This window comes from Geodermatophilus sp. DSM 45219, assembly GCF_900104025.1.
Lineage (GTDB): Bacteria > Actinomycetota > Actinomycetes > Mycobacteriales > Geodermatophilaceae > Geodermatophilus.
In genome coordinates this window covers 894,813-908,182 of the sequence record NZ_FNIQ01000001.1, presented here as the reverse complement: position 1 = coordinate 908,182, position 13,370 = coordinate 894,813, and the positions used below count along the sequence as shown (strand labels likewise).

Annotated in this window: 12 protein-coding genes; 6 read left to right on the top strand and 6 right to left on the bottom strand. The window is 74.7% G+C overall.

Features of this window, described 5'->3' with window-relative positions; genetic code table 11:
* Positions 1-22 precede the first annotated feature (22 nt).
* Positions 23-484 carry a MaoC family dehydratase gene (locus BLR12_RS04415; RefSeq protein WP_091373870.1) on the top strand — a complete coding sequence of 154 codons (462 nt, stop codon included), beginning with the start codon at positions 23-25 and terminating at the stop codon, positions 482-484.
* Between the two features lie 161 nt (positions 485-645).
* On the opposite strand, the gene BLR12_RS04410 is transcribed toward BLR12_RS04415, so the two are convergent.
* Entirely contained in the window at positions 646-1,899 is a 1,254-nt protein-coding gene (locus BLR12_RS04410) for a serine hydrolase domain-containing protein (protein ID WP_091373865.1), read from the bottom strand.
* 146 nt (positions 1,900-2,045) lie between these two features.
* Positions 2,046-2,330 (bottom strand): HU family DNA-binding protein, encoded by a 285-nt coding sequence (locus tag BLR12_RS04405; RefSeq protein WP_089336247.1) that lies wholly within the window; start codon positions 2,328-2,330, stop codon positions 2,046-2,048.
* A 326-nt stretch (positions 2,331-2,656) separates the two neighbouring features.
* Here BLR12_RS04405 and BLR12_RS04400 point away from each other — a divergent pair, with 326 nt between their 5' ends.
* Positions 2,657-3,580: an aldo/keto reductase gene (locus tag BLR12_RS04400; protein WP_091373864.1), complete on the top strand. Its 924-nt coding sequence runs from the start codon at positions 2,657-2,659 to the stop codon at positions 3,578-3,580.
* Positions 3,577-4,395, top strand: a complete 819-nt coding sequence (locus tag BLR12_RS04395; RefSeq protein ID WP_255363302.1) for an erythromycin esterase family protein — start codon at positions 3,577-3,579, stop codon at positions 4,393-4,395. Before BLR12_RS04400 ends, BLR12_RS04395 begins: the two co-directional genes overlap by 4 nt.
* 47 nt (positions 4,396-4,442) lie before the next feature.
* Here BLR12_RS04395 and BLR12_RS04390 read toward each other — a convergent pair whose 3' ends face one another.
* Both BLR12_RS04390 and BLR12_RS04385 read right to left on the bottom strand, forming a co-directional pair.
* Positions 4,443-4,616, bottom strand: a complete 174-nt coding sequence (locus BLR12_RS04390) for a DUF1059 domain-containing protein (RefSeq protein ID WP_091373858.1) — start codon at positions 4,614-4,616, stop codon at positions 4,443-4,445.
* 54 nt (positions 4,617-4,670) lie between these two features.
* Positions 4,671-5,765, bottom strand: coding sequence for an EAL domain-containing protein (locus BLR12_RS04385; protein WP_091373856.1), 1,095 nt, complete (start codon positions 5,763-5,765; stop codon positions 4,671-4,673).
* A gap of 185 nt (positions 5,766-5,950) precedes the next feature.
* Between BLR12_RS04385 and BLR12_RS04380 the strand changes: the two genes are divergently transcribed.
* The 3 genes from BLR12_RS04380 to BLR12_RS25005 all read left to right on the top strand — a co-directional run bounded on the left by BLR12_RS04380 (position 5,951) and on the right by BLR12_RS25005 (position 10,341).
* Entirely contained in the window at positions 5,951-8,671 is a 2,721-nt protein-coding gene (locus BLR12_RS04380; protein WP_091373854.1) for a SpoIIE family protein phosphatase, read from the top strand.
* A 144-nt stretch (positions 8,672-8,815) separates the two neighbouring features.
* Entirely contained in the window at positions 8,816-10,072 is a 1,257-nt protein-coding gene (locus tag BLR12_RS04375) for an amidase (RefSeq protein ID WP_255363277.1), read from the top strand.
* The gene (locus BLR12_RS25005) at positions 10,024-10,341 is read left to right on the top strand and encodes an amidase family protein (protein ID WP_255363276.1); all 318 of its coding nucleotides are present in this window, start codon (positions 10,024-10,026) and stop codon (positions 10,339-10,341) included. The genes BLR12_RS04375 and BLR12_RS25005 overlap by 49 nt, the downstream gene beginning before the upstream one ends.
* A gap of 142 nt (positions 10,342-10,483) precedes the next feature.
* On the opposite strand, the gene BLR12_RS04370 is transcribed toward BLR12_RS25005, so the two are convergent.
* Together BLR12_RS04370 and BLR12_RS04365 are read right to left on the bottom strand one after the other, a co-directional pair.
* Positions 10,484-12,508, bottom strand: coding sequence for an acyl-CoA dehydrogenase family protein (locus tag BLR12_RS04370; RefSeq protein WP_091374391.1), 2,025 nt, complete (start codon positions 12,506-12,508; stop codon positions 10,484-10,486).
* A gap of 82 nt (positions 12,509-12,590) precedes the next feature.
* Positions 12,591-13,319, bottom strand: coding sequence for a TetR family transcriptional regulator (locus tag BLR12_RS04365; protein ID WP_091373851.1), 729 nt, complete (start codon positions 13,317-13,319; stop codon positions 12,591-12,593).
* Positions 13,320-13,370 lie beyond the last annotated feature (51 nt).

Sequence of the window (13,370 nt, the reverse complement as noted above, 5' to 3'; positions counted from 1 at the left end):
CGCAGCACGGAAGGAGAGGCTCATGGCGCAGACCACGGTGGAGGGCATCGAAGGCGTGCTGGCCAAGGTCGGCCAGCACCTGGGGCACAGCGACTGGCTGGAGATCACCCAGGAGCAGGTGGACCAGTTCGCCGAGGCCACTCACGACCACCAGTGGATCCACGTCGACCCCGAGCGCGCGAAGACGGAGAGCCCCTTCGGCGGCCCGATCGCGCACGGCTACCTGACGCTGTCGCTGGTCTCGGCGCTGTCCGCGCAGATCATCGAGGCCAAGGGCTTCCGGATGGGCGTCAACTACGGCGCCGACAAGATCCGCTTCATGTCGCCGGTACCGGTCGGCGCCCGCATCCGCGCGTCGGCGACCCTCGACGACGCCAAGCAGTTCGAGGGCGGCGTCCAGATGAACCTGGGCATCACGATGGAGATCGAGGACCAGCCGAAGCCGGCGATGGTCGCCTCCATCCTCTTCCGCCGCTACGTCTGAGGACGCCGTCCCCCGCGACGATCAGCTGACCTGATCACCGCCGGTCCTGGCTCACCACCGGTGGTGAGCCAGGACCAGGAACCGTGATCTCAGCTGATCACCGGGTGCCCCGTCCCGGGTCCCGCCGCGAGCCTGCGAGGTGGGGGCGAGGGGGTCCTCCCTCAGTCGACCAGGGCCTGGTTGACCAGCGCGCGGAGGTGGTTGCGGATCGGCAGCGTGCTCGAGGGCAGCAGCTGCGTGTAGAAGCCGACGGTCACGTCCTCGACGGGGTCGACGTAGAACGCCGTGGACGCCGCCCCGCCCCAGCTGTAGTCGCCGGCGTTGGACAGCACGCCGTAGCGCACCGGGTCGATGACCATCGAGAACCCGAGCCCGAAGCCCACCCCGCGCAGCGGCGTCTCGGCGAACAGCGGCCGGCCGAAGGTCTCCAGGTCCTGGTTGCCCGGCAGGTGGTTGCGCGTCATCAGCGCGATCGTGCGCGGGCCGAGCAGCCGGCCGCCGTCATAGGAGCCGCCGCGGCGCAGCAGCTCGACGAAGCGCAGGTAGTCCGCGGCGGTGGAGACCAGCCCGCCGCCGCCGGAGAGGAACGCCGGCGTGCGGAGTGCCGTGCCGCCCAACCCGTCCAGCGGCGCAAAGCCGGTCGCCGCGCCACCGGGCTTCCCCGGGACGGCGCCGTAGAGCCGGGCCAGCGACTCGGGGTCGTCGCCGTCCCGCAGCCCGAACGACGTGTCGGTCATGCCCAGCGGCGCGAAGACGCGCTGCTCGAAGAACTCGTCGAGCGGCTGGCCGGAGACCACCTCGACCAGCCGGCCGAGGACGTCGGTGGACACGCCGTAGTTCCACTCCGAGCCGGGCTGGAACACCAGCGGGATCGCGGCCCACTGCCGGCAGACCTCGGCGGAGTCCGCGCCGGCGGGGGTGGCCCACTCGTGACCGGCGGCCCGGTACATCGCGTCGACCGGGTGGGCGTGGTGGAAGCCGTAGGTCAGCCCGGAGGTGTGGGTGAGCAGGTGCCGCACCCGGATGGGCTCGACCTGGGGCTGGGTGACCGGCTTCTGCGCGGATCCGGCCACGTAGACGCGGGTCTCGGTGAACTCCGGCAGCCACTTCGCGATCGGGTCGGAGAGCTCGAAGGCGCCCTCCTCGTACAGCATCATCGCCGCCACCGAGGTGATCGGCTTGGTCATCGAGTAGATGCGCCAGCGGGTGTCCCGCTCGACGGGCCGGCCCGCCTCGACGTCGCGGTACCCGGCCGAGCCCACGTGCACCAGGCGTCCGTGCCGGGCGACGGTCACCAGGAACCCGGGCAACTGGCCGTCGTCCACCCATCGGGCCAGCCGCCGGTCCAGCCGGGCCAGCCGGCCGGCGTCGAAGCCGACCTCGGCCGGGTCGGTGTCCACCTCGAGTACCCGCACGCGTCCTCCGTCCCTCGCACCGCCCACCGACGGACGGCGACTGCCCGGGCATCCTCACCCACGCGGTCGTGGGCCAGGTCACAAGGGCAGTCGCCGTCCCGGCGCCGGACGCCGATCAGACGGGGACGTCGCCTGGACGCTCCCGATCAGACCGGGACGTTGCTCGCGGCCTTCTTCAGGTTCGAGCCCGCGGTGACCTTCACCGTGTTGGCGGCGGGGATGTCGATCGACTCGCCGGTCTGCGGGTTGCGGCCGGTGCGCGCGGACCGCTGGGTGCGCTCGACGGTCAGCAGGCCGGAGACGGCGACCTTCTCGCCGCGGGTGATGGCGTCGACGAGCTCGTCCTGGAGCCCGGCGAGCACCGAGTCCACGGTCGAGGCGGGCACGTCGGCCCGCTTGGCGATGGCGGAGACGAGTTCGGCCTTGTTCACGGGGGTCCTTCCGTGTCGGTGACAGAGCGTGTCGGACCCCGCCGGGTGGCGAGGTCGGACCGGGGGCACGGTGCCATGCCGCCCTGACAACCCGCCACCGCGGGGGTCGAACTGCTCCCTCACGTCCCACCGGTCCCGCGGGGGCGACTCGCTCCCGCGCCGCGCCGCCGGCCCTCCTGCGCGATCCCGTCGCGGCCCCGCCGGCCTCCCTGCAGGGTCCCGCAGGCCCCGTCCGGAGGCTCGTCCCGAGCCTGCCAGGGGTGAGGGGGATGGGGTCCTCCGACGAGCGGCAGGGGGCGGCAGGGTGCCCCGTCTAGCGTGGGGGGATGCCTGCCATCCCCGGGACCGACCTCACCGTCAGCGACCTCTGCCTGGGCGGCAACGTGTTCGGCTGGACCGCCGACGAGCCGACGTCCTTCGCGTTGCTGGACCGGTTCACCGACGCGACGGTCAGCACGCAGTCGCCGTTCGTCGACACCGCGGAGTCCTACGGCCGGGGTGCCTCGGAGGAGATCCTCGGCAACTGGATGGCCGAGCGCGGGCAGCGCGACCGCATGGTGGTGGCGACCAAGGCCTCGCGGCTGGACAAGGAGCACCCGCTGTCGGCGGCGGAGATCCGGACGGCGGTCGAGGGCTCGCTGCGCCGGTTGCAGACCGACCGGATCGACCTCTACTACGCCCACTACGACGACGGGTCGACGCCGCTGGAGGAGACGCTGCGCGCCTTCGACGAGCTCGTGCAGGCGGGCAAGGTCCGCCACGTCGCGGCGTCGAACTACTCCCCGGAGCGGCTGACCGAGGCGCTGGCGACGTCCGAGCGGCTCGGGCTGGCCCGCTACGTGGCCCTGCAGCCCCACTACAACCTCATGGAGCGGCCCGCCTACGAGGACGGGTTGCGCGGCGTCGCAGCCACGCACGACCTGGGTGTGCTGCCCTACTTCGCGCTGGCCAAGGGCTTCCTCACCGGCAAGTACCGGCCCGGGGAGCAGGTCGACTCGCCGCGGGCCGAGGGCGCCTCGGCGTACGTGGGCGAGCGCGGGGACCGGGTGCTGACCGCGCTCCGGCGGGTCGCCGACGCCCACGGCGTGACGGTCGCCGCGGTGGCGCTGCGCTGGCTGGCCGACCGGCCGACCGTCGTCTCGCCCATCGCCAGCGGTCGCTCGGTGGAGCAGCTGGCCGACCTGCTGCCGATGCAGGACCTCGTGCTCACCGACGAGCAGACCCAGGCACTGGACGCCGCCTCCTCCTGAGCCGCGCCTCGACGTCGTGCCGTGCCCGGGACGACGGTCGAGGGCCGACGGGAACGCCGGCCTGCGCCGCGGAGACGCTCGACCGACTGCTCGGCGCCGACGACCGGTGGACCGACCCCGCCGCGATGACGGACCCGTCCCGGTCCATCGGGCAGACGCCCGAGGCTCGGGAGCTGCGGCTGCTCGCCGACGACCTGGTGGCGCTGCCCGACGCGCAGACGCCACAGCTGGTCGCGGCGTCCTCACCGGACGACTGGGACCGGGCGCTCCTGTACGCGCGCACCGCCACCGGCCTGCTGCGCTACCACTCCTGGATGGCCGACACGTCACCGAGCCGCACGGCGCGGCTGCTCGGTGTGCGGGATTCCATGATGGCCGCCGACCTGCTCGCCACGGCGGAGCGCGGCCCGGCGCTGGTGCACGCCCACAACGCGCGCCTGCAGCGGGCCGAGAGCTCGATGCGGACGGGCGACCTGCCCGTGGAGTGGTGGAGCGCCGGTGCGATCGTCAGCGCCGAGCTGGGGGAGGGGTACGCCTTCCTGGCCACGGCCCTCGGCGCGATCCGCCACCGGGGGGTGCACACCCCGCCTCCGGACACCATAGAGGGACTGCTGTACGCGCTCCCGGAGGACCGGTACGTCGTCGACGTCCGCCGGCTGGCCAGTGCCCTCGCCGACGTGACGCCCGCTGCCCGGGTGTCCCCCTGGTTCGGTCACGCCCCGCTCGATCCGGCCCACGTGGCCAGCACCGACGGGATCGTGTTCGTCAGGGACGTCGGGCGGAGCCGGGTCCCCCCGGCGCCCAGCAGCGGCTGACCGGGCGCCACCCACGTCGAGACACGGCCCGGCGGCCGCGTCCTCCCTCACACGTCGTGGATGTGCGGGCGGACCCGCGGGTCGGAGTCCGTACCGGGCTCGGCCGCGCCGTGCGCCTCGACGGCGTGCCGGCGGGTCTGCACCAGGATGCCGTCGTCGTCCGCGGCGCCGAACGTGGCGCCGCAGCCGGGGATGATGTCGCCGCAGGCGAAGCTCTTCACGGTGGTCTCCAGGGATCGGGGTGGTCAGCCGGCGGGCTGTCGCCGGGGCACGGGTCAGCGGCCGGCGGCCGCGTTGGCGAGGTCCTCGACCCGCAGCAGGCCGACGACGGCCCCGGTCGGGTCGGTGCACACCACCGGGTCGAACCGGTGCGCCGGGGAACGGAGGAGTGCCCGCTGCAGCACGTCGGTGACGTCGTCGGTGGCCTGCACGCGCAGCGAGACCGGCGCGGTGTAGGGCTCCGCCGTCCGCGGGCAGGACAGCCACAGGCCGACCGGCTCACCCTGGTCGGCCACCAGCACCGCCGGCGGGACGCCGGGCAGCGGCTCGCCGAAGTCGCTCTGGCGCACCGGACGCACCAGGGCGGCGACCGTCCCGGTCAGCTCCGCCCGGGCGACGTGCGTGCGGACCAGGGCGGTGACCTCCGGCGTCAGGGCCGCGAAGCCGGGCGCCGGCCGGCCGAGCAGCCAGCCCTGCGCCAGCGGCACCCCCAGCCGGGTCAGCGCGGCCAGCTCCGCGGCGGTCTCGACGCCCTCGGCCAGCAGCCAGGCGTCGATCCGCCCGGCGAACTCGCCCACCATCTCGGTCAGCGCGGCGCGGACCGGGTCGCTGTCGACGTCGGTCACCAGGGCCCGGTCGAGCTTGACGACCTGCGGGCGGACGACGGCCATCTGCTGCAGGCCCGAGTAGCCCGAGCCGGCGTCGTCGAGCGCGACCAGGGCGCCGCGGGCGCGCAGCGCGTCGGTCTGCCGGCGCAGCGTGTCGAGGTCGTCGACCGGCGCGTGCTCGGTGAGCTCGACGGCGACGCGGTGCAGGTCGGGGCGGGTGGCGAGGGCGTCCTGCAGCGGGGCGCTGCCCAGCAGGTGCGGGCTGACGTTGACCGCGAGGAACGTGTCGTCGGGCAGCAGCGGGACGGCGGCCAGCGCCTTGGTGACCGCCAGCGCCTCGAGCTCGGCGGCCAGCCCGCAGTCGGCGGCCGCGGCGAACCAGACGTCGGGGCCGGCCGTCCCCGGGAAGCGGGACAGCGCCTCGTAGCCGACGATCCGGGCCGCCGCGAGGTCGACGATCGGCTGGAAGACCAGCGTCAGGTCGTCGGGGTCGGCGAGCAGCGGACGGCAGTCGGGGAGGCTGCGCGCCCGGGTCGCCGACATGGACTGCTCATCGGCCCGGGAGCGGCCGGGCTGGAGCGGATCCGGTTCCGGCTCCCCCCAAGGGGTCAGCAGCAGGGGTGACACGAGCGAGGGACGATCCCGTTCCGGGGCGGGGCGGCGTGTCAGGATGAGCAGTCGACGCGGCTGGCGCATCCGCCGCCCACGGTGGACGAGGGAGTGCGGGCATGGTGTCGGCACCCCCGTCCCCGCAGCCCGGCGTGCTGACCGACCCGGGGCGCGTCGCCGCTGCCCGGCGGCTGCTCGCCGAGGCGTCCCCGGGCGTGCACGACCGGCTCGCCCGGCTCGCCGCGCGGCTGACCTCGGCCTCCGTGGCGCTGGTGTGCCTCGTCACCGACGTCGAGGTGCCCGTCGGGTCCTGTGGTCTGCCGGCGACGCTGGTCAGCGGCCCGCTGCCCCTGGACGGCTCCCCGTGCGCGGTGACCGTCGAGCTCGGTGTTCCCGTCGCCGTGGGGGACGCGGCGCGCGACGAGCGGCTGGCCGCCCTGCCCGCGGCCGTCGACGGGTCCCTCGCCGCCTACCTCGGCGTCCCCCTGCGCGCACGGTCCGGCCAGGTGGTCGGGGTGCTCGCGGTGTTCGACGGCCCCCGGCCCGGCTGGTCGGCCGACCAGGTCGCCTCGCTGGAGCAACTGGCCGCATCGGTCGTCGCCGAGCTCGAGCTGTCCGCGGCCCGGTCGGCCGCGGACGCCTCGCTGATGCGCCTGGAGCTGGCGCTGGAGGCCAGTGCCGTGGGGACCTGGGAGGTCGACCTGCGGCGGGACACCATCGACTGGGACGAGCGCTGCGCGGCGATCTTCGGGTACGACTCCACCGTCCGGATGGGCCTGGACCGGTTGTTCGGCGGGCACGTGCACCCGGAGGACCGGGCGCGGGCACAGCAGGAGATGCAGGCCGCCGTCGACGCCCTGGCCCGGTACACCATCGAGCTGCGGGTCCTCCGCACCGACGGCGCGGTGCGCTGGACGGTCAGCCGCGGCCGGGTGCTGGCCGGCCCGGACGGCCGGCCCGAGCGGATCGTGGGCACGGTCGTGGACGTCACCGAGGCCCACGAGCAGGCCGACCGCGAGCTGGATGCCGTCCGACGCGCCGCCGCCATCGCCGAGGTGGCCGCCGAGCTGGCCGGCGCCACGCGGATCACCCAGCTGGCCGAGATCGCGCTGCGCGCCGCCGCCGTGCTGGGCGCGGAGTCGATCGGGCTGGCGGTGTTCGACCCGCGCGACGACCAGCTGTACCTGCACCTGACCCGCCGCATCGTCGACACCGTGGCGAGCGCCGCCGACGTCCAGCTGCCGGCCGGCGGTGTCGAGACGCCGCTGGACGACGAGCTGCCCACCCAGTGGGTCGCCCGGCACGGGGAACCGCTGCTGTTCGCCGATGCGGCCGAGGCCGAGGCCCGCTTCCCGCGGATGACCGAGGTCAACGCCGTGCTCGGCACGAGGGCGCTCGCCGTGCTGCCGCTGCGCGTGGAGGGCCGGCTGCTCGGCGCCTTCGTCGTCGTGTGGACGACCGAGCACGCTTTCACCGGCCCCGACGTCGAGCTGCTCGAGGGGCTCACCGCGCAGATCGCGCTCACCGCCTCGCGGCTGCGTGCCGACGTCGTGCGGGCCGACGCGGTGGCCGCGATGACCGAGGCGACCGCCCGGCTGCAGCTGCTCGCCGACGCCGGCCGGGTGCTGTCCGGCAGCCTGGAGGTCACCCGGCAGGTCGAGCAGCTCGTCGACCTCGTCGTCCCCACGCTGGCCGACTGGTGCTGGCTGGTCGTCACCGACGAGCAGGGCCGGCTGCACGACCTCGCCTCCGCGCACCGCGACCCCGCGCTGCGCGCCCAGCTGGAGCTGTACGTGCACTCGATGGTCACGGTGATGACCGACGAGGCCGCCGCGCCGGTCGTGACGCGCACCGGCCGGCCGCTGGTGCTGCCCCGGATCGACACCGCGCGCATCGAGCGCGCCATCCCGGAGCCGGCGACCCGCGAGCTGCTGGGCCGCCTGGGGCTGGACTCCGGGGTGGTCGTCCCGCTGACCGCCCGTGGGCAGTCCCTCGGCGCGCTCGGCCTGTTCAACGGCGCCGACCGCGGGCCGCACACCCCCGCCGAGGTCGAGACCGCGGTCGAGGTGGGCCGCCGCGCCGGCCTCGCCCTGCACCACGCCCGGCTCTACGGCCAGCAGCGGGCGCTGGCCGACGCGCTGCAGCACAGCATGCTCACCGACCCGCCGGAGCCCGAGGACTGCCAGATCGTCGTCCGCTACGTCCCCGCCGCGGCCGGCGCGGAGATCGGCGGCGACTGGTACGACGCGTTCCTCGAGCCCGGCGGCGCGACCGTGCTCGCCATCGGCGACGTCGTCGGCCACGACACCACGGCCGCCGCGGCGATGGGCCAGCTGCGCGGCCTGCTGCGCGGGATCAGCTTCTCCGGCGGCGCGCCGCCCGCCCAGGTGCTTAGCCAGCTCGACCTCGCCGTCCGCGGGCTGGGGCTGGACACCATGGCCACCGCGCTGGTCGCCCGGCTCGAGCGGGAGGACGACGGCCGGACGCTGCTGCGCTGGTCGAGTGCGGGGCACCCCGCGCCGGTGCTGCTGCGGCCCGACGGGCAGGTGCAGGTGCTCGACGGCGACCTGCCCGACCTGCTGCTCGGGGTCGACCCGACGGTGAGCCGGAGCGACCGGGTCGCCGTCCTGCCGGCCGGCAGCACGGTCCTGCTGTACACCGACGGGCTGGTCGAGCGGCGCGACCGCGACCTGGACGCCGGCACCGCGGCGCTGGTCGCGGTGCTCGCCGAGTCCGTCGCGCTGCCGCTGGCCGACCTGTGCGACCGGGTCCTCGAGCGGCTGTTCCTGCCCGACGCGGAGGACGACGTCGCGCTGCTGGCCGTGCGGCTGCGCGGCTGAGGCCGCCGAGGTCCGGTCGCGGCGGGGCATCGTCCTCGCGTCGTCCGCCGTCCGTGATCGGCAGGGAGGCGGTCCGAGTCGGTGACAGGACGGCCGTGAGGTTGTTGGCTGGCCTTCCCAGCCCGCCGTCCCCCGGAGGTCCCCGTGCCCGTACGCCCGCCCGACGAGAACGAGGTGGCCACGCTGGCGGCCGGCTACGGCATGAAGCCGACCGCGGACGAGGTGGCCGCCTACACGCCGATCGTCGCGGCCTTCCTCAGCTCCTACGACGCGGTCGAGGAGCTCTACGCCGGGCTCGCCCCGCAGGCGCCGGCGGACCGGCCGAGCAGCCGCCCGGCCGAGGCCGACAACCCGCTCGGCGCCTGGTACGTCACCACGGACATCCGCGGTGCCGCGGACGGGCCGCTGGCCGGGCGGACCGTGGCGGTCAAGGACAACGTCGCGGTGGCCGGCGTCCCGATGATGAACGGCTCGCACACCCTCGAGGGCTTCGTGCCGCGGGAGGACGCCACCGTCGTCACCCGGCTGCTCGAGGCCGGCGCGACGATCACCGGCAAGGCCGTCTGCGAGGACCTCTGCTTCTCCGGTGGCAGCCACACCTCGGTCACCGGCCCGGTCCGCAACCCCTGGGACCCGACCCGGACGACGGGCGGCAGCTCCAGCGGCAGCGCCGCCCTGGTCGCGGCCGGGGAGGTCGACCTCGCGCTCGGCGGGGACCAGGGCGGCTCGGTCCGCATGCCCGCGGCGTTCTCCGGCATCGTCGGGCACAAGCCGACGCACGGCCTGGTGCCCTACACCGGCGCGTTCCCCATCGAGCTGACCCTCGACCACCTGGGCCCGATGACCCGCACGGTCGCCGACGCGGCAGCGCTGCTCGACGTCCTCGCCGGCCGGGACGGCGGTGACCCGCGCCAGCCCGCCGACCTGGTGCCCGAGCAGTACGCCGCCGCGCTCGGCGGGGACGTGTCCGGCCTTCGGGTCGGCGTCGTCGTGGAGGGCTTCGGGTGGGCGGAGCTCTCCGAGCCCGGCGTCGACGACACGGTGCGGGCCGCGGCCGGCCGGCTGCGCGAGCTGGGCATCGAGGTCGTGGACGTCGACCTGCCCTGGCACCGGCACGCCCTGCACGTCTGGAACGTCATCGCCACCGACGGCGCGACGGTGCAGATGATCGAGGGCAACGGCTACGGCTGGAACTACGAGGGCCGCTACGACCCGGACCTGATCGCCCACTACGGCCGTCAGCGGCGCGAGGTGGTGGACCGGTGGTCGCCGACGGTGACGGCGGTCGCGCTGGCCGGCCGCTGGTCGTACGAGCGGGAGCAGACGCGGCACTACGCGATCTGGCGACCGAGGTGCGCCGGCAGTACGACGCCGCGCTGGCCGACGTCGACCTGCTGGTGATGCCGACCGTGCCGATGGTGGCCAAGGAGATCCCGGCGCCGGACGACCCGATCGAGACCCGGGTGGCCCGCGCGCTGGAGATGATCGTGAACTGCGCGTTGTTCGACGTCAGCGGGCACCCGGCCACCAGCGTCCCCGCCGGGCTCTCCGACGGGCTGCCGGTCGGGATGATGCTGGTCGGCCGCCGGTTCGAGGACACCACCCCGCTGAAGGTCGCGCACGCCTTCGAGCAGCTGGTCGGCGGCTTCCCGAGCCCCCCGGCCCGCTGACGCGGCGACCCGAGCTCACCCCCCTCTCCTCGTCGATCATGGGGTTGTTGCTCGCCCCAGCGGCGTGTCCGGCCGTGTCGGCGGCAACGACCCCATGATCAACGCAGGGAGAGGCGGAAGGGAGCAGGCAGAGACGGGCCTGCTACTGGCCGGGCGGGACCTCCAGCGAGGTCGCCGTCCCGCGGCGCAGCCGGGCGTCGGTGCCGGCCATCGCCTCCTGGCGGTCGGCCTCCTCGCGGAGGATCGCCGCGCCCTTCCAGTCCTCCGGGATGGCGAAGGCGTCGACCAGCGTGACCATGTGCGGGCGCAGGTCCTTGAGCAGGGCGTTCACCGCGGCGGTGAGCGCCTTGGACCGGGCCGCGGTGAGCCGGCCGTGCTCCAGGAACCAGGCGCGGTCGGCCTCGATGGTGGTGAGCGCGTACAGGTCGCAGACCCGCTCGAGCAGGGCGCGGACGTCAGGGTCGGACGCCCGCTCGATGCCGGCGACGAAGGCCTCCAGGACGACGCGGTCGATGTGCACCTGCGCGGTCTTCAGCACGTGGTCCTGGACGTCGTTGACGACGTCGAACGGCTGGGTGCCGGGGGTCTCCGTGCCGCGCCGCAGCCGCCGGATCGCACCCTCGAGCACGTGCTTCTCGCGGTCCTCGAGCATCCTCAGCTGCCAGCCGCGGTCGAGCAGCGGCACGTCGTCGTCCCGGCGGGGGACGGCGTCGACGAGGCGGGCGATCAGACCGCGGGCCGCCGTCCGCTCCAGCACGGTCTCGCGGACCATGTCGGCGATGAACCCGACCTTGCCCCAGCCGTCGAGCGAGCCGAAGGCGTCGCGGTAGCCGGTGAGCAGGCCCCTGGCGACCAGCTGCAGCAGGACGGTGTTGTCGCCCTCGAACGTGGTGAACACGTCGGTGTCGGCCTTGAGGTGCGGCAGCCGGTTCTCCTGCAGGTAGCCCGCGCCGCCGCAGGCCTCGCGGCACATCTGGATCGTCCGTGTGGCGTGCCAGGTCTGGGCGGCCTTGAGCCCGGCGGCGCGGGACTCGAGCTCCCGCTGCGCGGCCTCGTCGAGGTCTCCGTCCTGCGCCTCGCCCGCCCCCGCCTGGACGTCGTGCATCGTCCCGACCAGCTCCTCCTGCGCGAAGGAGTACGCGTAGGTGGTGGCCAGCGCCGGCAGCAGCTTGCGCTGGTGCACGAGGTAGTCGTTGAGCAGGATCTCGCGGTCCGCGCCCGGCGCGGTGAACTGCCGGCGGGTCTCGCCGTAGCGGACGGCGATGTCCAGGGCCAGCCTGGTCGCCGCGGACGCCGAGCCGCCGACGCTCACCCGGCCGCGCACCAGCGTGCCCAGCATGGTGAAGAAGCGGCGGGTCTCGTTCTCGATCGAGCTGGTGTAGGTGCCGTCCTCGGCGACCTGGCCGTACCGGTCGAGCAGCATGTCGCGCGGCACGGTCACGTGGTCGAAGGTCAGCCGGCCGTTGTCGACGCCGAGCAGGCCGGCCTTGGGGCCGTCGTCGCCGATGGTGACGCCGGGCATCGGCGCACCCTGGTCGTCGCGGATCGGCACCAGCCAGGCGTGCACCCCGTGCCGCTCGCCCCTGGTCACCAGCTGGGCGAAGACGACCGCCATCCGGCCGTCCTGCGCGGCGTTGCCGATGTAGTCCTTGCGCGCGGCCTCGTGCGGGTTGTGCAGGTCGAAGGTCTGCGTCTCGGGGTCGTAGGTGCACGTCGTCCGCAGCTGCTGGACGTCGGAGCCGTGCCCGGTCTCGGTCATGGCGAAGCAGCCGGGCAGCTCGAAGGACATGATCGCGGGCAGGTACGCCTCGTGGTGCCGCTCGGTTCCCAGCGCCTGGACGGCGCCGCCGAACAGGCCCCACTGGACGCCGGCCTTGACCATCAGCGACAGGTCGGTGGAGGCGAGCATCTCGATCGCGGTGACCGAGCCGCCGGCGTCCTCCTCGCCGCCGTACTCCTTCGGGAAGCCGAGGGTGACGCGGCCGGACCCGGCGAGCTTCCGCACCATCCGGGTGACCCGCGCGCGGGCCTCCCGCACGTCCTCGCCGTAGACCGGCAGCAGGTCCGGGTCGTGCAGGTGCTCGCGCGCGTCGCGGCGCACGTGGCCCCACCGGCCGTCGAGCACCTCGGTCAGCCCCTTCGGGTCCACCGCGTGCGGCAGGCTCATCGTCACTCGTCCTCCTCGCTGGCGCTCGTCGACCGAGCGCCGACAGTCGTGCTGTGTCGTCTGCGTGCCCTCGCGGGCTCGGTCACGTGTCCTCCTCGCTGGCGCTCGTCGCCCGAGCACCGACAGTCGTGCTGTTCCCCCTGCGTGACCTCGCGGGCTCGGTCGCGGAGTCCTCCTCGCCCCGGGTCACCACGCCGGACAGCCCGGCCCAGGCGAGGTCGGTCAGGTGTGCGGCGAGCTCCGCGCGGGGCATCGGCCGGTCGGCCTGCAGCCACCAGTCGCCGGCCGAGCGGACCAGGCCGACCAGGCCGTGGCCCCACGGCGGGGCGGCCGACGGGTCGCGGCCGGCCTCCTGCAGGGCCACCGCGACGATGGCCGCCGCCTCGTCGCCGACCAGGTGGGACAGGTTGGCGATCGGATCGGCGGCCCCTGGGCGGTCAGCGGGGGACTGCTGGACGACGAACCGGTAGAGCTCGGGGTCGGCCTCCAGGAAGGCCAGGTAGGTCTCGACGGCGATGGCGAGCATCTGCCGCGGGCCCGACGTGCTGGTCATCGCCGCGCGCAGCCGGGACGTCAGGTGGCCGGCCACCCGCGCGCAGACGGCGACGTGCAGCTCGGTGCGGTCGGCGAAGTGCCGGTAGACGACGGTCTTGCTCGTGCCGGCCGCCGCGGCGATCTCGTCCATGCCGACGCCCGCCCCGTGCGCCCCGACGGCGGCGATGGTGGCGTCGACCAGCTGCTCGCGGCGGGTGCGGCGGTGCTCGTCCCACCGGGAGTCGCGGCGGTCCCGCCTCGACGTCTCCGACTTCACGGCACCAACGGTACCTGATACCGTGGGTGTCGCACACGCGTTCGGACGGTC